The sequence below is a fragment of the Bradyrhizobium elkanii USDA 76 genome (assembly GCF_023278185.1).
Lineage (GTDB): Bacteria > Pseudomonadota > Alphaproteobacteria > Rhizobiales > Xanthobacteraceae > Bradyrhizobium > Bradyrhizobium elkanii.
In genome coordinates, this window is the sequence record NZ_CP066356.1 from 2,604,172 (window position 1) to 2,629,758 (window position 25,587).

The 25,587-nt window shown below is 65.8% G+C and carries 22 protein-coding genes; 15 read left to right on the plus strand and 7 right to left on the minus strand.

The genetic code is table 11. The features are described from left to right. Nucleotides 1-35 precede the first annotated feature (35 nt). On the minus strand, nucleotides 36-932 hold the full coding sequence (locus JEY66_RS12485) for a LysR family transcriptional regulator (RefSeq protein ID WP_018273218.1): 897 nt from the start codon (nucleotides 930-932) through the stop codon (nucleotides 36-38). Between the two features lie 109 nt (nucleotides 933-1,041). Here JEY66_RS12485 and JEY66_RS12490 point away from each other — a divergent pair, with 109 nt between their 5' ends. The 5 genes from JEY66_RS12490 to ilvA all read left to right on the plus strand — a co-directional run bounded on the left by JEY66_RS12490 (nucleotide 1,042) and on the right by ilvA (nucleotide 8,029). After that, nucleotides 1,042-2,661 carry an FAD-dependent monooxygenase gene (locus JEY66_RS12490; RefSeq protein WP_018273217.1) on the plus strand — a complete coding sequence of 540 codons (1,620 nt, stop codon included), beginning with the start codon at nucleotides 1,042-1,044 and terminating at the stop codon, nucleotides 2,659-2,661. 11 nt (nucleotides 2,662-2,672) lie between these two features. Beyond that, nucleotides 2,673-3,464 (plus strand): alpha/beta fold hydrolase, encoded by a 792-nt coding sequence (locus JEY66_RS12495; protein ID WP_018273216.1) that lies wholly within the window; start codon nucleotides 2,673-2,675, stop codon nucleotides 3,462-3,464. A gap of 18 nt (nucleotides 3,465-3,482) precedes the next feature. Further along, nucleotides 3,483-4,901, plus strand: a complete 1,419-nt coding sequence (locus tag JEY66_RS12500) for an MFS transporter (RefSeq protein WP_018273215.1) — start codon at nucleotides 3,483-3,485, stop codon at nucleotides 4,899-4,901. Nucleotides 4,902-4,919: 18 nt separating this feature from the next. Further along, nucleotides 4,920-6,110 (plus strand): M24 family metallopeptidase, encoded by a 1,191-nt coding sequence (locus tag JEY66_RS12505; protein WP_018273214.1) that lies wholly within the window; start codon nucleotides 4,920-4,922, stop codon nucleotides 6,108-6,110. 371 nt (nucleotides 6,111-6,481) lie between these two features. Further along, entirely contained in the window at nucleotides 6,482-8,029 is a 1,548-nt protein-coding gene (gene ilvA, locus JEY66_RS12510) for a threonine ammonia-lyase, biosynthetic (RefSeq protein ID WP_018273213.1), read from the plus strand. A 28-nt stretch (nucleotides 8,030-8,057) separates the two neighbouring features. Here the strand turns inward: ilvA and JEY66_RS12515 are convergent, their stop codons facing one another. From JEY66_RS12515 to JEY66_RS12525, 3 genes are read right to left on the minus strand one after another with little or no spacing between them, the layout of a single operon-like run. Next, the gene (locus JEY66_RS12515) at nucleotides 8,058-9,086 is read right to left on the minus strand and encodes a class II aldolase/adducin family protein (protein ID WP_026193202.1); all 1,029 of its coding nucleotides are present in this window, start codon (nucleotides 9,084-9,086) and stop codon (nucleotides 8,058-8,060) included. An 11-nt stretch (nucleotides 9,087-9,097) separates the two neighbouring features. Next, nucleotides 9,098-9,967, minus strand: a complete 870-nt coding sequence (locus tag JEY66_RS12520) for a TIGR01459 family HAD-type hydrolase (protein WP_016846931.1) — start codon at nucleotides 9,965-9,967, stop codon at nucleotides 9,098-9,100. Beyond that, on the minus strand, nucleotides 9,964-11,244 hold the full coding sequence (locus JEY66_RS12525; protein ID WP_018273211.1) for an FGGY-family carbohydrate kinase: 1,281 nt from the start codon (nucleotides 11,242-11,244) through the stop codon (nucleotides 9,964-9,966). The genes JEY66_RS12520 and JEY66_RS12525 overlap by 4 nt, the downstream gene beginning before the upstream one ends. Nucleotides 11,245-11,378: 134 nt before the next feature. Between JEY66_RS12525 and JEY66_RS12530 the strand changes: the two genes are divergently transcribed. The 10 genes from JEY66_RS12530 (at nucleotide 11,379) to JEY66_RS12575 (ending at nucleotide 22,904) form a co-directional block, all read left to right on the plus strand. Continuing rightward, nucleotides 11,379-12,395 carry a sugar-binding transcriptional regulator gene (locus JEY66_RS12530; protein ID WP_016846934.1) on the plus strand — a complete coding sequence of 339 codons (1,017 nt, stop codon included), beginning with the start codon at nucleotides 11,379-11,381 and terminating at the stop codon, nucleotides 12,393-12,395. Nucleotides 12,396-12,424: 29 nt separating this feature from the next. Further along, nucleotides 12,425-13,864 (plus strand): extracellular solute-binding protein, encoded by a 1,440-nt coding sequence (locus tag JEY66_RS12535; RefSeq protein ID WP_018273210.1) that lies wholly within the window; start codon nucleotides 12,425-12,427, stop codon nucleotides 13,862-13,864. Between the two features lie 117 nt (nucleotides 13,865-13,981). Further along, a complete protein-coding gene (locus tag JEY66_RS12540) occupies nucleotides 13,982-14,911 on the plus strand; it encodes a carbohydrate ABC transporter permease (protein ID WP_026193201.1) in 930 nt (309 codons plus the stop codon). 14 nt (nucleotides 14,912-14,925) lie between these two features. Next, nucleotides 14,926-15,783 carry a carbohydrate ABC transporter permease gene (locus JEY66_RS12545; protein ID WP_018273209.1) on the plus strand — a complete coding sequence of 286 codons (858 nt, stop codon included), beginning with the start codon at nucleotides 14,926-14,928 and terminating at the stop codon, nucleotides 15,781-15,783. A gap of 4 nt (nucleotides 15,784-15,787) precedes the next feature. Further along, entirely contained in the window at nucleotides 15,788-16,891 is a 1,104-nt protein-coding gene (locus JEY66_RS12550) for an ABC transporter ATP-binding protein (RefSeq protein WP_018273208.1), read from the plus strand. Nucleotides 16,892-16,903: 12 nt separating this feature from the next. Further along, nucleotides 16,904-18,019 carry an ABC transporter ATP-binding protein gene (locus JEY66_RS12555; protein ID WP_018273207.1) on the plus strand — a complete coding sequence of 372 codons (1,116 nt, stop codon included), beginning with the start codon at nucleotides 16,904-16,906 and terminating at the stop codon, nucleotides 18,017-18,019. A 2-nt stretch (nucleotides 18,020-18,021) separates the two neighbouring features. Then, nucleotides 18,022-19,602 (plus strand): FGGY-family carbohydrate kinase, encoded by a 1,581-nt coding sequence (locus tag JEY66_RS12560; RefSeq protein WP_026193199.1) that lies wholly within the window; start codon nucleotides 18,022-18,024, stop codon nucleotides 19,600-19,602. Further along, nucleotides 19,595-20,635: a 2-hydroxyacid dehydrogenase gene (locus tag JEY66_RS12565; protein ID WP_018273205.1), complete on the plus strand. Its 1,041-nt coding sequence runs from the start codon at nucleotides 19,595-19,597 to the stop codon at nucleotides 20,633-20,635. Before JEY66_RS12560 ends, JEY66_RS12565 begins: the two co-directional genes overlap by 8 nt. A gap of 35 nt (nucleotides 20,636-20,670) precedes the next feature. Continuing rightward, nucleotides 20,671-21,399 (plus strand): class II aldolase/adducin family protein, encoded by a 729-nt coding sequence (locus tag JEY66_RS12570; RefSeq protein ID WP_026193198.1) that lies wholly within the window; start codon nucleotides 20,671-20,673, stop codon nucleotides 21,397-21,399. Then, on the plus strand, nucleotides 21,396-22,904 hold the full coding sequence (locus JEY66_RS12575; RefSeq protein WP_018273204.1) for a glycerol-3-phosphate dehydrogenase: 1,509 nt from the start codon (nucleotides 21,396-21,398) through the stop codon (nucleotides 22,902-22,904). Before JEY66_RS12570 ends, JEY66_RS12575 begins: the two co-directional genes overlap by 4 nt. A 23-nt stretch (nucleotides 22,905-22,927) precedes the next feature. Here the strand turns inward: JEY66_RS12575 and JEY66_RS12580 are convergent, their stop codons facing one another. From JEY66_RS12580 to JEY66_RS12590, 3 genes are read right to left on the minus strand one after another with little or no spacing between them, the layout of a single operon-like run. Continuing rightward, on the minus strand, nucleotides 22,928-23,923 hold the full coding sequence (locus JEY66_RS12580) for an ABC transporter substrate-binding protein (RefSeq protein ID WP_018273203.1): 996 nt from the start codon (nucleotides 23,921-23,923) through the stop codon (nucleotides 22,928-22,930). A 21-nt stretch (nucleotides 23,924-23,944) separates the two neighbouring features. Continuing rightward, nucleotides 23,945-24,754: an ABC transporter ATP-binding protein gene (locus JEY66_RS12585; protein ID WP_018273202.1), complete on the minus strand. Its 810-nt coding sequence runs from the start codon at nucleotides 24,752-24,754 to the stop codon at nucleotides 23,945-23,947. Continuing rightward, nucleotides 24,751-25,506 (minus strand): ABC transporter permease, encoded by a 756-nt coding sequence (locus tag JEY66_RS12590; RefSeq protein WP_244620870.1) that lies wholly within the window; start codon nucleotides 25,504-25,506, stop codon nucleotides 24,751-24,753. Before JEY66_RS12590 ends, JEY66_RS12585 begins: the two co-directional genes overlap by 4 nt. Nucleotides 25,507-25,587 lie beyond the last annotated feature (81 nt).

Below are 25,587 nucleotides of genomic sequence, written 5' to 3' on the forward strand. Positions count from 1 at the left end.
GGAATGAGCAGACCGCTTGGCGTGGAGCGGCGCGTTCAGGCTTTGCGCGTCGCCACCGTCAGGATAATTCCCTCATCGATCAGGGCGCGGCAGATTTTCTTAAGAACGGCAATTGCTTCACGCGTTGCCCGGCTCACCGGCCGCCCGCGCGGAAGCGCCAGCACGCGCTCGGCGCGCATCCAGGGCAACAGCGCCGCCGACAGCGCGCCGGCGGCCACTTCCTGGTGAATGCCCGAGAAGGGCAGCAAAGCATAGCCGAGGCCTGCGGCCACCATGCGCTTCATCGGTGTGCTGTTGTCGACCCGCACCGCGCATAGCATGGTCGACGGGAACGGGTTGCGGCTGAGCGGGGCGACGGCGGATGGCAAGGCGTCGAACTCCTTGCGGGTCAGCCGGCCGCGCTTCAGCAGCGGGTCGCGCGACGGCCCGATCAGGAACACCTGCTCGACGATCAGCAATTCATAGTCGAGGTGGTCGTTGGGCGGCGGCGTCGTCACGATCGCCAGATCGAGCTCACCCCGCAGCAGGCGCTCGGATGCGCTCTCGGTCAGGCCCTCGCTCAGCTCGAGCCGCACGCGTGGAAATTGCTTGACGAAGGTCTGGGCCAGCGGCGGGTAGAGGATATCGCCGAGGCTTGGTGGCGCGCCGATCCGCACCGTACCGCTCGGCTCCCGATTTTCCGTGCGCACCTCGGCCTTGATGTCGTCGATCGTCCCAAGCAGCCAGCGCCCGCGCGCAAGCAGCACCTTGCCGGATTCCGTGACCGAGACCCCGCGTGCGCCGCGTTCGAGCAAGGCGCCGCCGAGTTCGTCTTCGAGTTCCTTGACGTGGCGGCTGAGCGCCGACTGGGCGACATTCAGCGTGCTCGCCGCCGCGGCAAAGCCGCCACGCTCGGCGACGGCGACGAAATAGCGGATCTGCCGCAGGTCCATGACGGGCACTCCATCTCAAATCGAGATGGATACCATATCAAACATATTCTTGTGAGATACCAAAAAAGGAGCAGTCTCCTCGCAACGATCAAACGGAGGAGAGACGAGGATGGGCATCGCCACCGATGAGGCACGCCAGACGTCCGTATTCATCGCCGGCGGCGGGCCGGTCGGCCTTGCGATGTCGCTGCTGCTCGATCGCTTTGGCATCGACTGCGTGGTGGTCGAGAAGAGCCCGACGACGACGGATCATCCCAAGTCGCGCGGCTGCTGGGTCCGCACCATGGAGATCTTCCGGCAATGGGGGATCGAGCAGGCGATCCGCGACCGCGGCCTGCAGGACAACTCCGACATGTTCGTGTTCCTCGACAGCATCGCGGGTCACGAATTCGGCCGCACCCGTCCCGAACCGAATGTCGGTCATACCCCCGCCTGGAAGAGTCTGGTCGCCCAGGACGCCGTCGAGGAGGAAATCCTGCGGGTGGTCGAAAAGTCCAAACACGCCACGGTCCTGTTCAACACGGCCTGTGAATCGTTCGAGGAGACCAACAGCGGGGTCAACGTCACGATGCGTTGCGAAAAGACCGGCGAGGTGACGCGATGGACGGCGACATATTTGATCGCAGCCGATGGCGCGGGCAGCCAGACGCGGCGCAGCGCCGGCATCGAGATGGTCGGGCCGTCCACGCTGGCGGTCATGTCGAACGAGTATTGGCGTGCCGATCTTTCGCGGCTTCCGATCGCGCGCGAGGCCGCCGGCTTCATCATCGTCCCGGACAAGCCCGATCTGCCGCGCGCCGGCATCCTGAACACCAATGGCCGCGATCGCTGGCTGACCGTGACCCAAATCGGCCTGACCAAGGACGATCGCGAGCGGCCGTGGACCGACCAGGAATTCATCGAGATCGCGCGCGGCCATGTCGGCATTCCCGACCTCGATGTGACGCTTCTGAACCGCTCGATCTGGCGTGTCAGCATGCAGGTGGCCGAGAGTTTTCGAAAGGGCCGGGTGTTTCTCGTCGGCGACTGTGCGCACCGCTTTCCGCCGACCGGCGGATTCGGCCTGAACTCCGGCGTTCAGGACGCGCATAATCTCGCCTGGAAGCTCGCCTTCGTGTTGAAGGGTCTGGCGGATGAAAAGCTGCTCGACAGCTATTCCAGCGAACGCCGCCCGATCGCCCAGTCCAATGCCAATTTCAGTTACGGCAACAGGCTGCGTTTCGGGCTGACCGACGACGCCGTGCGGTCGCGCGATCCGGACCGGATCAGGTTCTGGATCAACGATATGGACAATCATTTGCACAGCATCGGCCAGAACCTCGGCCACAATTACGAGGAGGGCGCGGTGATCCCCGATGGCACGGTCGCGAAGGCGTTGAACTCGCGCTACTACACGCCGACCGACCGTCCCGGCGCGCGCTTTCCGCATTTGTGGCTCGAGCCTTCGCGCAAGAAATCGACGCTCGACTGGTTCGACAAGGCGTTCACCGTCGTCGCGGGTCCGCTCGGCAGCGAGTGGCTGGAAGCGGGAAAACAGGTATCCGAGAAGACCGCCTTGCCGCTGTCGCTGAAGCAGTTGCCCTCAGCCGATCCGGCGGACGGATTCCAGTTGGGCATGCGCGGCGCCGTGCTGGTGCGCCCCGATGGACATGTGGCGTGGCGGATGCCGTGGCTGCCGTCGGATCCGGCGAAGGAGTTGGCCGGCGCGCTGTCAACGCTGCTGCATTGACGGAGGCTCCGATGCAATCGTTCGAAGCGAGCGGCGTCGTCACGGCGTTTGAGAAGACCGGACATGGCGAACCGATTGTGCTGCTGCATGGCGGCGAGGCCGATCATTCGATGTTTGACGGCCTCGCGCCTGTCCTTGCGGCGAACTTCACGGTGATCGCCTATGACCAGCGCGACTCCGGCACCACCAGGAATCCTGCGTCGGCCTATTCGCTGGCCGATCTGGCTGACGATGCCGCGGCCTTGATCACGGGCCTCGGCTACGATCGAGTCCATGTGTTCGGCACCTCGCTGGGCGGCCAGATCGCGCAAGTGCTGGCGGCTCGCCATCCCGGCCGCATCGATCGCCTGATCCTGAGCAGCACATGGAAGGTCAACAGAAGCCCGCTCGACGTCAATGCGGAGGCCTTCCGCACGCTCGCTTCCTGGCGCGCGGACACCGCCGGCAACGCACCGAAGATCGCCGAGTTTTTCTTCCCGCCGGACTATCTGCGCACGCGGCCAGAACTCATCGACATCTTCCGCGGCTCCAGCCGCGACGAGGGTCAGAAGGCACGACGCGGCGCCTTGCTCGCACAGCCTGTCGCTGCCGATCTGACCGGCTTCGATCGCCCGACGCTGCTGCTCGTGGGCAGCGACGACCGGCTGATCCCGAATCCAGAGACATTTGCGCTCGCCCGCGACCTTGCCTCCGTCGAGATGAAGGCGATCGCGGACGCCGGTCACGTCGCGTCGATCCAGGCCCCCGAGCGGGTTGCGGAGGCGGTGACGGCATTTCTGAATTCAAACAAGAAGGCGGCTTGACAACAACAGGGGGAAACCATGGCTGAGCAAGCGAACGCAGTGCCGTTCGATGAAGCGCCGGTGACGGCGCGCTATTGGCTATCGATCATCATCTTCGCCGTCACCGGCGTGGTCGATTTCTTCGACTTCTTTGTGGTCGGATTTTTGGTCTCGGTGCTGGCGCCGAAATGGCACCTGACGTTCGGGCAGACCTCGATCATGCTGATGAGCGCCGGCATCGGGGCGATGCTGGGAGCGTTCGTCGCGGGCGTCCTCGCAGATCGTTTCGGGCGCAAGCCGCTGGCGATATCAGGCGTTCTGCTCTGCGGCCTGACCTCGGGTGCGATCGCGTTCATTCCGGAAGACGGCTGGGTTGCGTTTGCGATCCTGCGCTTCTTCGTCGGCTTCGGCCTTGCCGCGGGCGCGGCGGCGGCGGTTCCTGCCATCGTCGAATTTGCGCCGACCCGTCATCGCACGCTGGTCACGAGCCTCGTGGTCGTTCCGGTCGCCCTTGGCGTGCTTTCGGCATCGGTGACGGCGAGCTTCCTGCTGCCGCTGGTTGGCTGGCGTGGATTGGCGGCGGTCGGCTTCTTGCCGATCATCCTCGGGATTCTGACCATGATCATCATGCCGGAATCGCCGCGCTGGCTCATCAGCAAGGGTCGCGTGCGCGAGGCACAGGCCAGCATCCGGAAACTCTATCGGGTCGGCGGCGATGCGTTCGCCCTGCCCACACTGCCGCCGGTGAGCTCCGCGACATTTGTCGATCTCTTTGCCGAGCAGCGGCGCTTCTGGCTGACCGTCCTGATCTGGTTCGGCGCCAGCACGGCGAATTACGGTGTGTTCTTGTGGGGACCGACGATCGTGGCGCTGCTGCTTGGCGTCTCTCCCCAGGATGCAGCCAAGATGTTCATCTATGTCAGCCTCGCCGGCGTGTTCGGCCGGACCGGCTTCGCCTTCCTCGCCCATCGGATCGGTCGCAAGCCCTGTGGCCAGTTGATGGGCTACGGCACCGCGGTTTCGCTGGCGCTCGCCGCCTATTTTCACAACGACTTTGCCGGCACGGTACCGTTGTTTCTGGTCTTCCTGATCGTCGGCGCCGTGTTCTTCGACGGTGGGTTTTCGAACATCGGGCCCTATCCGGCGGAAATCTTCCCGGTTCAGCTTTCGGGACGCGCGGTCGGCCTTGCCCAGCTCTCGAACGGGATCGGCAAGATCGTAGGTCCCCTGTGTCTCGCATTGATCGCTGGTGCGGACAATCTCGTGCATCCCAGCGCGACCGCCGCGGCGGTGATGCCGGCGTTCTGCTTTCTTGCCGGCGCAGGCCTCTTGATCGGGCTCGCCTTTACGTTCCTCGGCGTCGAACCGCACGGACGTCCGGTCGCCCTGTTCGGCGAAAAAGCGGGAGCGAGCGCCGCACCGAACTCGCTGGCCGCAAAAGCGGCAGCGGGACAGTGAAGGACGAAAGGGCATACGATGGATCATGCGCTCGATACAATCGCAACGGCAGCGCCGTTCGATACTGCAAAGCTCGATCGGGTGATGGATGAGGCAGGGCTTGACATCCTGATCGTCACCTCGCGTCACAACGTGCAGTACCTGCTCGGTGGATATCGTTTCTTCTTTTTCGACGTGATGGAGGCGATCGGCACCAGCCGCTATCTGCCGGTGTTCGTCTATCAGAAGGGACACCCGGAGAATTCCGCCTACATCGGCAACCGGATGGAAAAGTTCGAGCACGCGCTCGGACGGATATGGACGCCGATTGTCAAGGCGGAGGCATGGGGAACGATCGATGCGATCGGCCTCGCCATCGATCATGTGAGGAAGCTCGCGGGCTCGGCCAGGCGCATCGGCATCGAGGCAGGCTTCCTGCCGGCCGACGCCAGGGATCATCTGCATGCCGGCCTTGGCGACGTCGAGTTCCGCGAGGCCCATTTCACGCTGGAACGCCTTCGTGCCGTCAAGTCTCCCGCCGAACTGGACCTCATCAGAGAGGCTTCCGAACGGGTCGTCGACGCGATGATGGCCACATTCAAGGGGTGCGCACCCGGTATGACGAAGAACGACGTCGTCGCTCGTTTGCGCCGTGAGGAGCAGGAACGTGATCTGGTCTTCGAATATTGCCTGATCGCCGCAGGCAAGAGCCATAACCGCGCGCCGTCGAACCAGCTTCTTGCTGAGGGCGACGTGATCTCGATCGATTCCGGAGGAAACTACCGGGGCTATATCGGCGACCTCAGCCGCATGGGTATCCTGGGTGAGCCTGACAGCGAGCTGAGCGAGTTGCTGCAAGAGATCGAGGATATCCAGCAGGTGGCCCGCCGCGCGATCCGGCCGGGCGCCATGGGTGGCGACATCATCGCGGCGGGCGAGGCGGCCGTCAAAGCTTCCCCGCATCGCGCGGTGCTCGACTTCACCGCCCATGGCATTGGGCTTGTCAGTCACGAAGCGCCGCGCCTCACCGCGATCGGCCCGGTCCCTTACGCGCCGTACGACGCCGACCGGCCGCTCGAATGCGGGATGGTGATCTCGATCGAAACCGCGCTGCTGCATCCAGCGCGCGGCTACATCAAGCTCGAGGACACGCTGATCGTCACGGAATCGGGCTGGGAGGCGCCGGGAGACCATGGTCGGCAATGGAATTCGTCGCTTCTCACCGCGTGAAGCGGTCAACGCCCGGGCGGCATCTTTGGCTGGGTCGCCGATTCACCGGCGATGCCGGAGGCGTTTGGCAGTAAACTTCGGAATACTAGAAATGTACCCCTGAGTTGCCCGACGTGTCAAGTCGCCCGGTCGGCGCCGGCCGCCGCCGGCTACTTTGCATGGGGTTGTTTTCGATATTTTTGCAGCGGCTTCATATGCGCTCGGCCAGGCGATTGACCCGGCGGTCTTTTGCTTCACTCCAGCTTCCGGTCATGCGATGCTTCGAACCGGATGCCTGCGACCGGCTTCGTGCCGTCCGCTCGCCGGGTCGGCGCCGACGATGGGGAGGTGCAACCGATATCGATTGCCTCCCCATCGACAGCAGCGACCCGATGACCACCGCCGCCAACGCGCTCCGTGACTACGCCCAAAGCATCCTGACCGCCCGTGTCTACGACGTGGCCGTCGAGACGCCGCTCGATCCCATGCCGCGGCTCTCCGAACGATTGTCGCGCACGGTGTTGCTGAAGCGGGAAGACTTCCAGCCGATCTTCTCGTTCAAGCTTCGCGGCGCCTACAACAAGATCGTCAGGCTGCCGGACGCGCAGCGCAGGCTGGGCGTCATCTGCGCCTCGGCGGGCAATCATGCGCAGGGTGTCGCGCTGTCGGCGCGCAAGCTCGGGATTCCGGCGACGATCGTCATGCCGAGGACGACGCCCGCCATCAAGGTCGAGGCCGTCCGGCGTTTGGGCGGTGACGTTGTCCTGCATGGCGATACGTTCGACGACGCGCAGACCAAGGCCAGGGAGATCGAGGCCGCACGTGGTTTGACCTTTGTGCATCCGTTCGACGATCCCGATGTGATCGCCGGCCAGGGAACGGTCGGGATGGAGATCCTGCGCCAGCATCCCGATCCGATCGAGGCGATCTTCGTGCCGATCGGCGGAGGCGGACTGGCGGCCGGCGTGGCCGCCTTCGTGAAATTCCTCAACCCGTCGATCAAGGTCGTCGGCGTCGAGCCGGCGGACGCCGCGTCGATGGCGGCCGCGCTTGCCAAGGGCAACGTCGTCGCGCTGGATCAGGTCGGACTGTTCGCCGACGGCGTCGCCGTCCGCAAGGTGGGAACCGAGACCTTCCGGCTCTGCCGCGACCTGCTCGACGAGGTCGTGACGGTGGACACCGACGCCATGTGCGCCGCCATCAAGGACATCTTCGACGACGTGCGATCGGTCGCCGAACCCTCCGGAGCATTGGCGCTCGCCGGCCTCAAGGCCTACGCCGAGCGCGGCGCGCTCAGTGACGGCAGCCTGATTGCCGTCAACAGCGGGGCCAATCTGAATTTCGACCGGCTGCGCACCATTGCGGACCGCGCCGAGGTCGGCGAACATCGCGAGGCGTTGCTTGCCGTGACCGTGCCGGAGAAGCCGGGCAGCTATCGGCACTTCATCCGCACCCTCGGCTCGCGCGCGATCACGGAGTTCAACTACCGCTTTGCCGAGACCACCGCGCCGGCGCAACTGTTCGTCGGCATTGCGCTGAGCCGCGGCGAGGTCGAGAAGCGGGAAGTCATGGAGCTGCTTCGGCGCGAAGGCTATCCGATCCTTGATCTCAGCGAGAACGAGATGGCCAAGGACCATGTGCGCTACATGGTGGGCGGTCGCGCGCCGCTGCTCAAGGACGAGGTCATCTACCGCTTCGAGTTTCCGGAGCGTCCCGGCGCGCTGCTGAAATTCCTCGAGAGCCTGGCGCCCGACTGGAATATTTCGCTGTTTCACTACCGCAATCACGGCGCCGACTACGGACGCATTTTGGCAGGCATCGAGGTCAAGCCTCGCGAGCGCACCCGGTTCGTTCAGGCGCTGGATGCGCTCGGCTATCCCTACTGGAACGAGAGCGAAAATCCGGCCTATCGCCTGTTTCTCTCCGCCGAGGAGGGATGAAGCACCGAGCGCTTCGGTGGACCGACGGTCAGCGATCGGCGGTCAGTTGTTGGCGGTAGCGCTCGGCGTCCCAGTTCAGCAGTGCATGCTCGCTCTCTGCGGTCAGATAATTGACCCGTGTGGTCAGGGGCAGGCGGCAGGTGACCAGTGCGAGACAGCTCAGCATGGCTTCCGCGCCGTCGCTCGCATCCTCGCGGATCAGGCTGCCGAGGTCGGGGACGAGGAGGGCCACCGGCGGCGGCAGGCCGTTCGCGGTGGTCTGCGCGATCATGACGCTCAGCTTCTCGCGATGCTCCAGGATCGGCAGGCCTGGGCCAAGGAAGACGACGTGATCGGGATAAAGCGAGCCGCTGGTCGCGATCGCGCGGCTGTAGCGGTCGGTGGCGATGTCGTGGCCGCGAGGATCCCGCGGCAGGCGATAATTGGTGCCGGCGCAGATCGTGCGGAGCGCGTCATGATCTGCCGCCGGTGCGCCGCGCTGCTCCAGCGCGAGGCGTTGCTCGACCTCGGCGACCAATGCCTCCGCCGCGTCGCAGGTGGCCGCACCGACCACCAATCCGTGGTTGCCGAGGATCAGGACGTCGACCGTATCCTGCGCGATCGCTTCGCTGACCGCGCGCGCGAGCGGCAGCCCCGGGTGATGATAGTCGAGATAACGCCACGCCAGTCCGTCCAGGCGCCGGGCAAATTCGTCGCGGGCGTCGGTTCGCACGGCCCATGCGATGGTGTTGACGGAATGGACGTGCAGCACGATCCGCTGCGGCATCAGCGCATGCAGCGAGGTCTCGATCGAGGCGCGCAGCGTTGTCCCGGCGCTCGGCGCCAGCGGCACGCGTTCGTCGCCATGCATCAGCGCCGCGCGCGCGGCCGACAAGGCGACCGGGACGAAAATCTCCTTGTCCTCGGCATCGGCGAGCCAGGTGCCTGACGCCTTCACCCACAGCACGTCGCCATCCTTGACCGACGAATTGCCGCCGGCACCTTGCACCAGCAGGATATTCCTGCCGACGCGTGCCGACATGCGGCGCAGTTCATCCAGCATTTGAGGCGGTCGCATCGGGGCTGTTCTCACCAGGTCAGATGGTCCATCGTCCAGTGCGGCATCCGCGCCGCCGTGCCGGCCACGGTCTTGATCGCCCGCGGCAGATCGCTTGCCTGCGCAAGCGTCGCGCGGTGGGCTCCGGAGCCGATCAGCAGGGTCAGCATGCCGGCGGTCCGTCCACCGGCGATATCGTGATCGAGGGAGTCGCCGATGACGAGGATCCTGCCCGGCGGCGGCCGTCCCAATTGATCGCGCGCGGCGGCAAACATCGGTGGATACGGCTTGCCGACGAACAGCACGGTGCCGCCGAGCGAATGATAGAATGCGGCGAGCGCGCCCGGCGCAGGGATCAGGCCCGCGACGCCAAACATCACGAGATCGGGATTGGCGCACAGCATCGGCAGTTGGCGTGCGGCGGCCGCGGTCAGTTGCGCACGCCACCGCTCGGGCTCTGCTGCATCATCGTCGAGCCCGCCGAGCAGGATGAAATCGGCCTCGCGCATGTTCGAGACCACCACAAGGTCGGTGCCGTCGACGATCGAGCGGTCGCCGTCGCGCGAGATCAGGAAGCAGGCGCGTCCGAGTTCGGCAAAGGGCGCCTGCTCGCGCGTATGCAGGCCGCGCCAGGTGACCTCGCCCGAGGACAACACGCCGTCATAGGCATCGGTCGGCAGGCCGAGCGTCGCGAGCCGTCGCTGGTTGCTGGCGGCGCGCTTGCCGGAGTTGGACAGGATCAGGATGCGCTTGCCGGCTTCGCGCAGCCGCGCCACGCATTCCAGCGCTGCGGGGAACACCGCAAGTCCCTCATGCAGCGTGCCCCACTGGTCGAGCAGCACATGATCGAAGCGGTCGGCGATGGCGTGAAGGCCGGCGATCGCGGTCGCGTCGGCCTTCATGGCGGACTTCCGTTCAGCGCCAGCAGCGCGGCACCGTAGCTGGCTTCGGTCTGCTCGGCGACCGAGACGGGAACGCCGAGCACGCGGTGCCGGATCCGGGTCCATGCGTCGTTCTTCGCGCCGCCGCCGATGCCGATGACGCGGCGCAGGCGCGGCGCCCCGAGCCGCGCCAGCTGGCGGTAGGCGAGGGCTTCCACAGAGGCGATGCCCTCGAGCAGACCTTGGAAGAAGCGGCCATCCTCCACTGGACGCGGCGTGACCCGCGCGGCCAGCGTTGGATCAGCGATCGGAAAGCGTTCGCCGGGCTTTGGCAGCGGATAGTAGTCGAGCCCGGTCGGCTGGTCCGGCGTCAGCTGCGGTGCCAGCCGTTCCATCTCGGCGGCGGTGAAATGCACCAGCAGCGCGGCGCCGCCGGAGTTCGAGGCGCCGCCGGCAAGCCAGCGCTCGCCGAGCCGGTGCGAATAGACGCCCTGATCGGCCGCGAAGATCGGTTGGGTCGCAAGCTGCTTGACCACCAGCGTGGTGCCGAGCGAGGTGACAGCATCGCCCGGCTGGTCGGCGCGCGTCGCGATGAAGGCCGCAACGCCATCGGTGGTGCCGGCTGCGACCTGCGCTGTGGGCGGCAGTCCGAGCGACCGCGCGACCTGCGGATCCATCTCGGAAAATGGCGTGCCCGGCGTCAGCACTTCCGGGAGCAGATCGTCGCGCACGCCGAGTTGGTCGAGCCAGGGCGGCCAGGCGCGCGCGACCGGGTCGTAGCCGAGCTTCAGCGCGTTGTTCTCGTCGCTGATGCCGTGATGGCTCGCGAGCCGGCCGGCGATCCAGTCCGCCTGGTGAACGGCGTGGCGCGCATCGCCGATATAGTCATGGCTCAGCAGATAGAGCAGCTTGGCCAGCGCGCTGCTCGCGCCATGCGCGCCGCTCTCGCGCGGGGCGACCGCCGCGACGCGCGTCGCCTCACGCGTGGCGCGTGCATCATTGTACATCAGACCCGGCGAGCAGGGGCGGCCGGCGGCGTCGACCAGCAGCAGCGTGCCCGACGTGCCGTCCACGACGATGCGCGTGACGTCGCCGAGACCGACGGTGTCGCCGAGCTTGCGGATGGCCGCCAACGCGGCCTGCCACCACAGCTCCGGTGTCTGGTCGATGGCGTTGCCGTCGACGCGCGGTGCGGGCAGCGCGACGGATGCGAAGCCGCGGATGCCGGCCTGCGCATCGATGGCACAGGCGCGCACGCCTCCGGTTCCGACATCGATGCCGAGATACAAACCTCCCATGCGACCTCATCGCTCTCTGGTGCGCGCGCGTCGATGTTGGTTGCGCTGCAGCACGTTTGGGGGATTGACGCCCCGTTCGGCCTCTGCAATTTTTTGCAGGACGTGAAGAAATTTGCAAGCGGACTTTTCCTGATATGGCACCCCCGCCCGACAGGCTGCCGGTGATCGACGGCGAGGCGTCGCTCGCGACGCGCGCGGCGTGGCTGTATTTCGCGGCGGGGCTCACCCAGTCGGAGGTCGCCGACCGCCTCAACATCCAGAGCACCAAGGCGCATCGCCTGATCGCGCGCGCCAGCCGCGAGGGCATGATCCGCGTGTTCGTCGAGGGGCCGGTCGCCGAATGCGTCGCGCTCGAGAACGATCTCGCGCAGCGCTTCGGCCTCTCGCTCTGCCGCGTTGCGCCTGATCTCGGCGAGGGCGATCTGCCGCTGAAGGCGCTGGCGCTGGAGGGCGCGAGCTTCCTGCGCCAGATCCTGGAGCGCGGCCAGGACAAGGTGATCGGCTTCGGCCATGGCCGCACGCTCGCGGCGGTCGTGGAGCAGATGCCGCAGACGCCGGCGCGCGACGCGCAATTCGTGTCGCTGCTCGGCGGATTGACGCGGAAATTTGCCGCCAATCCGTTCGACGTGATTCACAAGCTCGCCGAGCGCACCGGCGCGGAAGCCTATCTGCTGCCGGTGCCGGTGTTCGCCAATTCGGTCGCCGACCGCGCCGTGCTGATGCAGCAATTCGGCATCGCCGACGTGTTCGCGCTGGCGCGCAAGGCCTCGCTGCTGTTCGTCGGCATCGGCCAGGTCAGCCGCGACGGCTTCCTGGTGTCGAGCGGCATGATCAAGCCCGACGAGGTCGTCGAGCTGAAGCGCGTCGGTGCCTGCGCCGACCTGCTCGGACATTTCTTCAGCGCCGACGGAACGGTGCTGGACACCGATCTGTCGGCCCGCGCTACCTCCATGAGCATGGCGGATCTCAGGAAGCACCGGATCGTCGCCATCGCCGGCGGGCCGGCCAAGGTGACCGCGCTGCGCGGCGTGCTGCGCAGCGGCGTGCTGCACGGCCTCATCATCGACGAAGCGACCGCAAAGGCGCTCGCCACCGACAAGCCGGAGACCACATCCGGCAAGACAAGAAGCAAGACCCGGAAGGACACATAAAACAAAGCGTCAACAAGGAGAGGAAATACATGTTCGATCGCGAGAAGAATCTGTTCGACTCCTACGCTGCCAAACGCATCAGCCGCCGCGATCTCCTGGACGGCGCCGCCAAGCTCGGCATCGCGGGCATCGCCGCCAACGCCGCCTTCGCCTCCTCGATGTCGAAGGCGATGGCCGCCGACTTCAACTGGAAGGCCCAGAGCGGCAAGAGCGTCAAGCTGCTGCTCAACAAGCACCCCTACGTCGATGCGATGATCGGCGACATCGAGGCGTTCAAGTCGCTCACCGGCATGAACGTCACCTACGACATCTTCCCGGAGGACGTCTATTTCGACAAGGTGACGGCGGCGCTGTCGTCGAAGTCGGACCAGTACGATGCCTTCATGACCGGCGCCTACATGACCTGGACCTATGGTCCGGCGGGCTGGATCGAAGACCTCAACACCTACATCAAGGATCCGGCCAAGACCAGTCCGGCCTTCGCCTGGGACGACGTGCTGCCGGGCCTGCGGGCCTCGACGGCGTGGGACGGCGTCGCCGGCTCCGAGCTCGGCTCGGGCAAGGCCAAGCAGTGGTGCATCCCCTGGGGCTATGAGCTCAACAACATCACCTACAACCGCAACGTCTTCGACAAGGTCGGCGTCAAGCCGCCGAAGAACCTCGACGAGATGCTGGAGGTCGCGGCCAAGATCACCAAGGACGCCGGCGGTCCCTACGGCGTCGGCGTGCGCGGCTCGCGCTCCTGGGCGACCATCCATCCCGGCTTCCTGTCGGCCTATTCGAACTTCGGTCAGAAGGATTTCGTGATTGAGGGCGGCAAGCTGAAGGCCGCGATGAACACCAAGGCCTCGAAGGATTTCCACGACAAATGGGTCAAGATGATCCAGACCTCGGGCCCGAAGAACTGGTCGACCTACACCTGGTATCAGGTCGGCACCGACCTCGGTGCCGGCGCCTCGGGCATGATCTTCGACGCCGACATTCTCGGCTATTTCATGAACGGCGGCGACAACAAGGAGAAGGGGCATCTCGGCTACGCGCCGTTCGCGGCCAATCCGGCCGCCAAGGCGCCGACCCCGAACGTCTGGATCTGGTCGCTCGCGATGTCGAGCTTCTCCAAGCAGAAGGAGGCGGCCTGGCTGTTCATGCAGTGGGCGGCATCCGTCGAGCACGATCTGTTCGGCGCGCGCAAGATGGACTTCGTCAATCCGGTTCGCGCATCGGTGTGGAAGGACAGCGAATTCCGCGACCGCATCGCGAAATCCTATCCCGGCTATCTCGAGCAGCACGACATGTCGTCGCCCGGCGCCAAGATCTACTTCACGGCGCAGCCGCTGTTCTTCGACCTGACGACCGAATGGGCCGCCTCGCTGCAGAAGATGGTGGCGAAGGAGGTCAGCGTCGACGAGGGGCTCGACAAGCTCGCCGACAGCATCAACCGCCAGCTCAAGCAGGCCGGTCTCGGCTGACGGATCAACTGTGCGGTGCCTGATCCCCCGCACCGCACCCATCCGCCGGCTCGGACCCTTGTCCCATCCGAGCCGGCGGCGTTTGCCAGCCGAACGCGATCTCTTATCATCATGAGCATGGTCCAACTTCTCCAGACGAACGCGCAGGCAGCGCCGGCCAAACCAAGGCCGCGCGTGCGCCTCTTGCCCTATTTGCTCAGCCTGCCGGCGCTACTCGTCTGCGTGGCGATCCTGGTTCCGTTCGTGACCGCGGCGGTCTACTCGCTGCAGCGCTACCGGCTGAACCTGCCTTATCTGCGCGGCTTCATCGGCGCCGGAAACTATATCGACTTCCTGTCCGACCCGGCGTTCTGGAATACGTTCCGCGTCTCGATCACCTATACTGCGCTCACGGTCGTGCTCGAGCTGCTGCTCGGTCTTGGCATCGCGCTGCTGCTGCGCCGGCCGACCCGCTTCCACAACGCCGTGTCGATCATGCTGCTGCTGCCGCTGATGACGGCGCCGGCGATCGCCGCGCTGATGTGGAAGCTGATGACCAATCCGAGCTTCGGCATCCTGTCCTATCTGGTCGGTCTGTTCGGCGTCACCGACTTCAAATGGGCCTCCGATCCGTCGAGTGCGCTGTTCACGGTCGTGCTGGTCGACGTCTGGGTCTACACGCCCTTCATCATGATCCTGCTGCTGGCGGGCCTGCGCTCGCTGCCGCGGCAGCCGTTCGAGGCCGCGGCGCTCGACGGCGTGCCGGCTAGCTTTGTCTTCTTCCGGATCACGCTGCCGATGCTCGCGCCCTACATCATCACGGCGTCGCTGTTCCGCCTGCTCGATTCGATCCAGCAGTTCGACATCATCTATGCGATGACGCAGGGCGGGCCGGGCGACCGGCTGATGGTGTTCCAGGTGCAGGCCTATCTGGAATTCTTCCAGTACACCAATGTCGGCCGATCGGCGGCGCTGCTGATGATCCTCTGGCTGATCACCAACATCCTGTCGAATATCTTCATCAAGAACTGGCTGCGGTTGCGCGCGCGTGCGCACGGCCACGCGTGACGGGGAGGGGCGCGATGGAACATTCCAGCCTTGCCGGTCGCATCTTCCGCGGCGTGGCGCTCACGCTGATCCTGATCTTCTTCATGTTTCCGATCGTCTGGATCTTCCTGATGTCGTTCCAGACCAACGAGCAGATCCTGCGGATCCCGCCGCGGATCCTGTTCGAGCCGACGCTTGCGAACTACGAGGCGCTGATCTCCGGCCAGCTGCGCACCGCGGCCGGCAATCTGCAGATCTCCTTCATGCGCAATCTCTTCAACAGCGTCGTGCTGTCGAGCGCAGCGGTGCTGCTGGCGCTGCTGCTCGGCGTGCCGGCGGCCTACGCCTTTGCGCGCTTCAAATTCCGTCTCGGCGAGAGCATCGCGTTCACGCTGCTGTCGTTCCGCTTTGCGCCGCCGCTGCTCGTGCTTCTGCCGCTGTCGCTGTACTACCAGGAGCTCGGTCTGAACGACACCTACTTCGGGATCGTCTGGGTCTATCAGTTGATCGCGCTGCCGCTGATCCTGTGGATCGTGCGCGGCTATTTCGAGGATATCAGCCCTGATATCGAGCATGCCTACCGGCTCGCCGGGCATTCCTGGCGCGAGGCCTTCACCCGAATCGCGGTGCCGCTGGCAGGGCCGGGAATCGCCGCGGCGGGGCTGCTGTCGTTCATCTTCTGCTGGAACAATTTCGTCTTCGCGCTGATCCTGGCCTCCGCCGACAAGCAGCCGGTGACGGTCGGCGCGCTCGCCTTCGTCACTGCGTCCGGTATCCAGTACGGCCAGATCGCGGCGGCGATCGTGCTGTCGGTGACGCCGACGCTGTTGCTTGCGCTTTATGCGCAGCGCTACCTGGTCGAGGGTCTCTCGCTCGGCGCGGTGAAAGGCTGATCCGATGGCGCGTCTCGAGATCAACTCGGTGAGCAAGGCATTCGGTGCGGCACGGCCCGCCGACGGATTGTCGCTGGCGGTCGAGCCCGGCGAGATCGTGGCGGTGTTCGGACCGTCCGGCAGCGGCAAGACCGTGCTGCTGCGCATGATCGCGGGCATGTTCGAGCCCGACGACGGCGACATCCTGATCGGCGGCCGCTCGGTCGTCGGTGCTCCGCCGGAGCGGCGCGGGATCGGCATGGCATTCCAGAACTTTGCCTTGTTCCCGCACATGACCGCCCGCGACAATATCGCAAGCGGCCTGCGCGCCAGGGCCGGCGGCGGCGATGTCGCCGGACGGGTTGCCGCGATCAGCAGGCTGCTCAAGATCGAGCACGTGCTCGGCCACGCGCCGCGCGAACTGTCGAACGGACAGAAGCAGCGCACCGCGCTGGCACGGGCACTGATCGGCAATCCGGATGTCCTGCTGCTGGATGATCCGCTGCGCAATGTCGACGCCAAGCTGCGCTACGAGATGCGGCTCGAGCTGCCGAACCTGCTGCGCCGCGGCACTGCGGCGGTGCTCTACGTGACCCAGGACTATCGCGAGGCGATGGCGATCGCCGACCGCATCGCGGTCTTGATCGACGGCCGGCTCGCGCAGGTCGCGACGCCGACCGATATCTATGCCCAACCCGCATCGGTCGCGGTCGCGCGCCTGTTCGGCGATCCGACCATCAACCTCGCCGAGGTATCGCCGGTGGCGGAGCACGGCACGTTGTCGGCCACGGTCGCCGGCGCCAGGATGCGGCTCGGGGCGGTCGATGGCGCGGCGCCTGCCGGTGCATGCTGGCTCGGCGTCCGGCCCGAAGATCTCGCGGTCTCCTCCGCGTCCACCGATGACGCCGTCCCGGCGCGCATTCTCGCGATCACGCCGATGCACGAGAAGGCGGTGCTGCTGCTCCGTCTGGCCGACGGAACGGAATGGCTGGCGGCGCTGCCGCCGGATGCGCCGCAAGGCGCGGCCGACGATGCCGTTTTCGTTCGCTTCGCGCCCGACGCGGCGATGCTGTTCGATCGCGCGACCGGGCTGCGGATCGGGGCGTCGCAGCGGCTCAAGGCGGCATAGGAGCGGATAGTCATGGACATGCTCGAGCTACGAGGCATCGACAAGGTCTATCGCAGCCGCGGCAAGGAGCCGGTGCATGCGGTGCGCGCGCTCGACATGGCGGTCGAGAAGGGCGAGATCGTCGCGCTGTTGGGATCGTCGGGCTGCGGCAAGACCTCGACATTGCGCATGATCGCAGGTTTCGAGGACGTCTCGGCCGGATCGATTGCGCTCGGCGGACGGCGGATCCACGAGCTGCCGCCGGCGCGGCGCAAGGTCGCGATGGCCTTCGAGGGCTACTCGCTCTATCCGCCGCTGACGGTTCGCGAGAACATCGCGTTTGCGCTGAAATCCGCGCAGCTGCCGCGCGCTGAGGTAACGCGCCGTGTCGACGAGATTGCCCGTCTGGTCGAGATCGAGGACATCCTCGACAGCTATCCGCGCGCGATCTCAGGCGGCCAGCAGCAGCGCGTGTCGCTGGCGCGGGCGCTGGTGCGGGACGCCGATCTCTATCTGCTCGATGAGCCGATGGGGCAGCTCGAACCGCAGCTGCGCGCGGTGTTGCGCGGCCGGATCAAGAGCCTGCTTGCCGAGCGCGGCATGACCGCGATCTTCGTCACCCACGACCAGACCGAAGCGAGTGCGCTGGCCGACCGCATCGCTGTCATGGAAGGCGGCGTGCTGCAGCAATTCGCCAGCGAAAAGGAGCTGAAGGGCCGGCCGGCCAATCTGTTCGTCGCGAGCTTCATCGGCGAGCCGCCGATGAACCTGCTCGACGCCGATGTGACGCGGTCGGATGGCGGCTTCCGCCTGTCGGTCGGAACCGACATGCGTTTCGATATTGCCGGCGCCGGGCTTGAGGTTGAGGCGGCGAAGACGCTCGCGGCCACGCCGCAGGTGCGGATCGGCATTCGTCCGCAGAAGATCGCGGTCGGGACCGGTGACGTCAGGGTCAAGGTCGTCTCCAACCAGTGGCTCGGCGATCAATCGCATGTCGCCGGCGATTGCGGCGGCCGCATGCTGATCGCGGTCACGCCGGGCCGCGTCGCCGCGCGGCCGGGAGAGATCATCTCGTTCGCGCTGGAGCCGCGTCACCTGCACATCTTTGGCAGCGACGGGACCTGCATTCGCCATGCGGAGGGAGCGTGACGATGACCGCTTCGGCCAGCCGCGACGTCATCATCGGCATCGATGCCGGCACCTCGCTGATCAAGGCGGTGGCGTTCACGCTGACCGGCGAGCAGCTTGCCGATGTCTCGCGGCCGAATGCGTATAGCAGCCTGGCCGGCGGCCATGTCGAGCAGGATATGGCGCGGACCTGGAGCGACACGGTCGCGGTTATTCGCGCGCTGGCGAAGTCAGTGCCTGACCTGTCGGCGCGGATCGCGGCCGTCGCGGTGACCGGGCAGGGCGACGGCACCTGGCTGATCGACGATGACGGTCGGCCGGTTGCGCCGGCGCTGCTGTGGCTGGATTCGCGCGCCGGCCGACTGGTCGAGGAGATTCGCGCCGGCGAGCGCAACGCGGCCCTCTACCGCCGCACCGGCTCCGGGCTCAATGCCTGCCAGCAGGGGCCGCAACTGGCGTGGCTGCAGGCCCATATGCCCGACACGATCGCCAGCGCGACCACGGCCTTCCACTGCAAGGACTGGCTTTATTTCCTGCTCACCGGTGAACGCGCAACCGATCCGTCGGAAGCCACCTTCTCCTGCGGCGATTTCCGCAGGCGAGCGTTCGATGCGGAGACCGCACGGTTGATCGGTATCGCCGACCTGACGCGCCTGTTCCCGCCGGTCGTCGACGGCGCGGTAATGACGCATCCGCTGACAGCGGCCGCCGCCATCGAGATCGGCCTGCCGGAAGGTGTGCCGGTCTGCCTCGGCTATGTCGACGTGATCTGCAATGCGCTCGGCGCCGGGCTCTACGATCCGTCACCCGATGTCGGCTGCACCATCATCGGCTCGACCGGCATGCATATGCGACTGGTTCCGAGCGCCGACGCGGTGACGCTAAATCGGGAGGCAACCGGCTACACCATGCCGTTCCCGGTGCCGGGTCATTATGCCCAGATGCAGTCCAACATGGCGGCGACGCTGAATATCGACTGGATGCTCGATCTCGCCTGCGACCTGCTGGCGGCGGAAGGCGTGACGCGCACGCGCGCCGAGCTGATCCGCCGGCTCGACGATCAGGTGCTGCGGGCGAGGCCCGGCGAGGTGCTGTTCCATCCGTTCATTTCCGATGCCGGCGAGCGCGGTCCGTTCGTCGCGCATGAGGCCAGCGCGCAATTCTTCGGCCTGCGCTCGCGCCACCGCTATGGCGACCTGATGCGCGGCGTGATGGAGGGCCTGGCCTTCGCCGCACGGGATTGTTACGCGGCGATGGGGTCGCTGCCGCGCGATGTCAGAATCACAGGCGGCGCGGCGAAGAGCCGTGCGCTCGGCGCCATCCTCGGCGCCGCACTGGATTGCGACGTCCGGATCTGCAGCCGCGCCGAGGCCGGGGCGGCGGGCGCTGCGATGATCGCGGCGGTCGCGATCGATGCCTATCCCGACATGCGCGCCTGCGCCGAGCGGTGGGTCGCGCCGCATCTCAGCGCGCCGCAATCGCCGGACGCCGCGCTGGCGAAGCGCTATGCCAGCATCTTCCCGACCTATCTCGAGGCAAGGCTGGCGTCGCGGCCGGTCTGGAAGCAACTCGCCGCGCTGCGCGCCGGAGGCGATCATGTCTAAGTCCATCGCCATCGTCGGCGACCGCTTCATGCTGCCCTCGGTGTTCGCCGAGCACATCCGATCAGCCTGCGGCGATGGCGTCGATATCCGCACCCTGGAGCAGCCCTGGCCGGACGAGCCGATGGAGCACGGTTACGCCGGCTCGAAGCTCGATGGCCTGAAGGAGTTCATGGGGCAGCCCGACGAGATCATCGGCTTCATCGGCGATGCCGAACTGCTCGTCACGCATCTGGCGCCGATCTCGCGGTCGATGCTGGAGCGGCTGCCCAAGCTGAGGTTCATCGCGGTGTCGCGGGGCGGCCCGGTCAACATCGACATGCAGGCGGCGCGCGACCACGATGTGCTGGTGGTCAATACGCCCGGCCGCAATGCGGGTGCGGTCGCAGAGTTCACCATCGGCGCCATTCTGGCGGAGACGCGCCTTATCCGCAGCGGTCACGAGGCGCTGCGAGGTGGGGAATGGCGGGGCGATCTCTATCGCGCCGACCGTACCGGGCGCGAGCTGGGTGAGATGACGATCGGCATCGTCGGCTATGGCGCGATCGGCAGCCGCGTGGTCAAGCTGCTGAAGGCCTTCGGCTGCAAGATTTTGGTCGCCGACCCCTATGTCCAGCTCAGCGCCCAGGACCGCAATGACGGCGTCGAGCATGTCGCGCTCGGCGAATTGCTCGGCCGCGCCGACGTCGTCACGCTGCACGCCCGGGTGACGCCGGAGACCACCCGTTTCATCGGGCGCGAGGCGCTGACGCGGATCAAGCCGGGCGCGTTCCTGATCAACACCGCGCGCGGTCCGCTGGTCGACTACGATGCGCTGCATGATGCGCTGGCATCGGGGCATCTCGGCGGCGCCATGCTCGACACCTTCGCGGTCGAGCCGGTTCCGGCGGACTGGCCGCTCTTGCGACTTCCCAACGTCACGCTGACGCCGCACATCGCCGGCGCCTCCGTTCGTACCGTCACCGTCGCCGCCGTGCAGGCGGCCGAAGAGGTTCGCCGCTTCCTGGCCGGCGAGCCGCCACGCAATCCGTGCTGAAGAGGCAATCCGTGCTGAAGAGAAAGGCAGTTCGTATGACCCGTGAGGAACGACAATTGCGCGAGGCGATCATCGCCAAGTGCCGGTGGATGAACGCGTCGGGTCTCAACCAGGGGACGTCGGGCAACATCTCCGCCCGCTACAAGGACCGGATGCTGATCACGCCGTCGGCGACGCCCTACGATTCGATGAAGCCGGAGATGATCGCATCGATGCCGCTCGAGGGTGACTATGGCGCGTGGGAGGGGCCGCTGCAGCCGTCCACCGAATGGCGCTTCCATCTCGACATCACGCGCGCCCGGCCCGATGTCGGCGCCATCGTCCATACTCATTCGACCTACGCGACCGTGCTCGCGATCGCGCGCAAGCCGATCCCGGCCTGCCACTACATGATGGCGGCGTTCGGCGGCACCGAGATCCGCTGCGCCGGCTATGCGCGCTACGGCACCAAGGAATTGTCCGACCATGCGATCACGGCGCTCGAAGGACGCAACGGCTGCCTGCTCGCCAATCACGGCATGATCGCGCTCGGCGCCAATCTCGACAAGGCGATGTGGCTCGCGGTCGAGCTCGAGACCATCGCGCGGCAGTACTACCTCTCGCTGGCGCTCGATTCGCGCGTCATCCTGACCGACGAGGAGATTGCCGACACCGCGAAGGGATTCTCCACTTACGGTCTGCAGGCGCCGAAGCCGAACAAGGCCCGCGCAACGGCAAAGGCAGCGCCGCGCCGCGCCGAGAAACGGCGCAGCAGCAAGCGATGACGGGCACTGCGCCGGTCGCAGGTAAAGATCACGGGCTGGTCGATATCGCGGTCATCGGCGGCGGCATCAACGGCGCCGGCATCGCCCGCGACGCCGCCGGCCGCGGGCTGAAGGTGCTGCTCTGCGAGAAGGATGATTTCGCCGAGGGCACCTCGTCGCGCTCGGGCAAGCTGATCCATGGCGGGCTGCGCTATCTCGAATATTACGAATTTCGCCTGGTGCGCGAGGCGCTGATCGAGCGCGAGGTGCTGCTCGCGTCGGCGCCGCACATCATCTGGCCGATGCGCTTCGTGCTGCCGCATTCGCCGGAGCAGCGGCCGGCGTGGCTGGTCCGCACCGGGCTGTTGCTCTACGACCATCTCGGTGGCCGCAAGCAGCTGCCGGCGAGCCGCAGCCTGGATCTGTCGCGCGCTCCGGAGGGCGCGCCGCTGCGTCAGGAGTTCCGGCGAGGCTTCGAATATTCGGACTGCTGGGTCGATGACAGCAGGCTGGTGATCCTCAATCTGATCGATGCCGCGCAGAACGGCGCCTGCATCCTGCCGCGCACGCGGGCGGTGCGTGCGCGCCGTGACGGCGAGAACTGGCTGCTCGAGATGCACGGCGATGACGGCACAACGCAGGTCGTGCGGTCGCGCGCGCTGGTCAACGCCGCCGGGCCGTGGGTTCAGGATGTCATCCAGGGCGTGGCGGGCCTGAACTCCGCCCAGAGCGTACGGCTGGTCAAGGGCAGCCACATCGTGGTGCCGAAATTCTGGAACGGGCCGCAGGCCTATCTGCTGCAGAACAGCGATCGCCGGGTGATCTTCGTCAACCCCTATGAGGACGGTCTCGCGTTGATCGGCACCACGGACATTCCCTATCACGGCCGCGCCGAGGACGTCGCGATCGGCGAGGACGAGACCGATTACCTGTTGCAGGTCTTGCGCCGCTATTTCCAGACGCCGCCGCAGGCGAGCGCGATCGTGCACGCGTTCTCCGGGGTCCGGCCGCTCTATGACGACAACGCCGACAATCCGTCGGCCGTGACGCGCGACTATGTGTTCGAGGTTCACGGCGCCGAGGGCGTGCCGCCGCTGCTCTCGATCTTCGGCGGCAAGATCACGACCTACCGCCGGCTGGCGGAGCAGGCGCTGCAGCGCCTCGCGCCGTGGTTTCCGAAGCTGTCGTCGGCCTGGACCGCGCATCGGCCGCTGCCGGGTGGCGACATCAGCGGCAGCTTCGACGAATTCGCAAATGGGCTGGCACGCGACTATCCCGATTTGCCGCGAACGCTCATCCATCACTATGCCCGTCTCTATGGGACGCGCGCGCGCCAACTGCTGGGTCCGGTCCGCAGCGCCGTCGACCTCGGCTGTCATTTCGGCGGTGAGTTCTATGAATGCGAAGCGGTCTATCTTCGCGAGAAGGAGTGGGCCAGGAAGCCTGCCGACTTCCTGGACCGGCGCACCAAGCACGGCCTGCATTTGACGCCGGCGCAGCGCCTCGCGTTCGAGAGCTTTCTCTAGGACGGCATCCGCATCCAGATGCGTCACGCAATCGTTTTCAAATACAGGCTCGGATCGAAATACTTGCTTGCCGGCGTAAAGTCCTTGATGCCGGCATTGGCCATGAAGAAGTCGGTCGATTGCTGCAGCCAGTTGGTGACCGTGCCGTCGGAATACATCCGCTTCCAGTCCCGCGACGAGAACATCTTCTGCGCCTTGAACGATTCGTCGATGTCGGCCATCGGCGTCTGGCTGTAGTGGCCCTTGTGCAGCTTTTCCATCGCTTCGGTGCTGTTCGCGATGATGTAGTCATTGGCATCGGCCCAGCCACGGATCAGCTTCGCCAGCGTTTCCCTGTTGGGCTCGTAATAGTCGTTGGCCGCGGCCCAGCCGCCGATGATCGCGGCCTTTGGATAATAGGCTGAGGCGTCGGCGAGCTTGACCGCGCCCGGCACCTTGTCGCGAACCGTCACGTTGAAGGGCACCCAGAGCGCAACGGCAGGCACCGCGCCTGAAATGAAGGCCGTTACGGCGGCAGGCATGGTCTGGTTGACGAGTTCGACCTCTTTGGGATCGACCTTGTTCGCGCGTAGCGCGGTGTCCAGGAACACATGCGCGGTGGTGCCGGTCGCAGTTGCGATCCGCTTGCCCTTCAGATCCTCGAATGACTTGATGCCCTGATCGCCGCGCACCCAGAGCTGCGCGGTCGCGACCTCGATGTCGTTGATCAGGAAGACCTTGCCCTGGCCGCGGGCGGGGAAGTTCGAGAGCACGGCGCCCGTCGCCAGCACGTCGAGGCTGCCGCCGATCAGCGCCTGGAAGATTTCGAGGCCGGTATTGAACTGCCGCAGCTCGAGATCCAGTCCCTGCTTTTCGAAGGAGCCGCGGTCCATGCCGGTCCAGATCTGGCCGTCGACGGCAACGGTGTGCAGATAGCCGACACGAACTTTTGTTTTTGCCTGCGCAATCGCAGGCGCTGCGGCGGTGAAGGACCCCAGGGCAAGCCCGGCCGTCGTGGTCAGAAATTGTCGCCGATCCATAGGTCGTCCTCCGCTGTGTTGTTATTCCGAGAATGAGACCGGACGCATCTGCGCCTGCTGGGCGCGATACTCGTCCATCACCAGATGCTTGATATGGCTTCGCAACTCGCCGAATTCGGGCCGCTCCTGGATCGATTCGTCGCGCGGATAGGCGAACGGCACGTCGATGATCTGCCTGATCCGCGCCGGCCGCGCGGTCACCACCACGATGCGGGACGCGAGATAGATCGCCTCCTCCACGGAATGGGTGATCAGCATGACCGTCTTGCCTTCGGTCTGGAGCACCTTGAGCAGCAGGTTCTGCATGTTGGAACGGGTCTGGGCGTCGAGCGCACCGAACGGCTCGTCCATCAGCAGGAACTGCGGCTTGACGGCGTAAGCCCGCGCGATCGCGAGCCGCTGCCGCATGCCGCCGGACAAATGCTTCGGATAGGAGTTGGCGAAGTCGGACAGCCCCATCAGGCCGAGATAGTGATCGCAGATCGAATCGCGCTCGCCGGCGGCGACGTGATTGGCCCGGAGCGTCAGGCCGAAAGCGATGTTCTGTTTCACCGTCAGCCACGGGAAGACGCCATATTCCTGGAAGATGACGCCGCGCTCGGGACCGGGACCGGTGACGGGCTGTCCGTCGAACAGCACGCTTCCGGTCGTCGGCTTCTGGAAGCCGGCGAGCATGCTCATCATCGTGGTCTTGCCGCAGCCTGAAGGCCCGATCACCGCGATGAAATCGCCATCGTTGATATCGTAGCTGACATCCTCGACGACGTTGAGGCGTCCCTTCGGGGTCTCGAAGGCAAGCGAAACCTTGTCGAACCGTGCGCGCGTGGTCATGCGATGGCCCGATCCTGCCAGACCAGCAACCGGGCCGTGATCTTGCGAAGGATCATGTCCATGATCAGCGCGATCAGGCCGATGCAGATGATGCCGACATAGATGACGTCGAGCAGGAAGTAGGTCGACGCATTCTGGATCATGGCGCCAAGCCCGCGCTGGGCCGCGATCAGTTCGGATGCCACCAGCGTCGCCCAGGCTACCCCAAGCGCGACCCGCAGCGCGGTGAGGATGTGCGGAACGGTGAGAGGAATGATGACCTTGCGAAAGATTTCCGCCTGATTGGCGCCGAGGGTCTGCGCCACGCGGATATAGAGCGGCGTGATCTGCGAGACACCCTCATACATGACGATCACGCCGGAGAAGAACGAGGCGTAGAACAGGATGACGAGCTTTGCGAGCTCGTCCACGCCGAAATAGACGATGACAAGCGGGATCAGCGCGATCGGCGGCAGCGCGCGGAAGAAGTTGATCATGGGGTCGGCGAAGGTGCGGGCCGGGCGATACCATCCGAGCAGAAAGCCGACCGGCACCGCGACGAGAATTCCAAGCGAGACGCCGAAAAAGACGCGCCTGGTCGAGGCGAAGATGTCGATCAAAAGGCCTTCCTTGGTGAGAAGCTCGACGAACTTCGCGGCGACCTGATGCGGGGCGGGGATCAGCGATGCGTTGACGAAGCCGCTCCAGCGCACGGCATACCAGAGCAGGATCGCACCGACCCAAGGTATCAATCCGAGACCAAGGCGTCTCACGCCAGCTCCGTCCATTCGACGCATCCACCCAGATTGCAGTTGATGTTTGGCCAAGTCATATTATAAATAGGATGACCATAC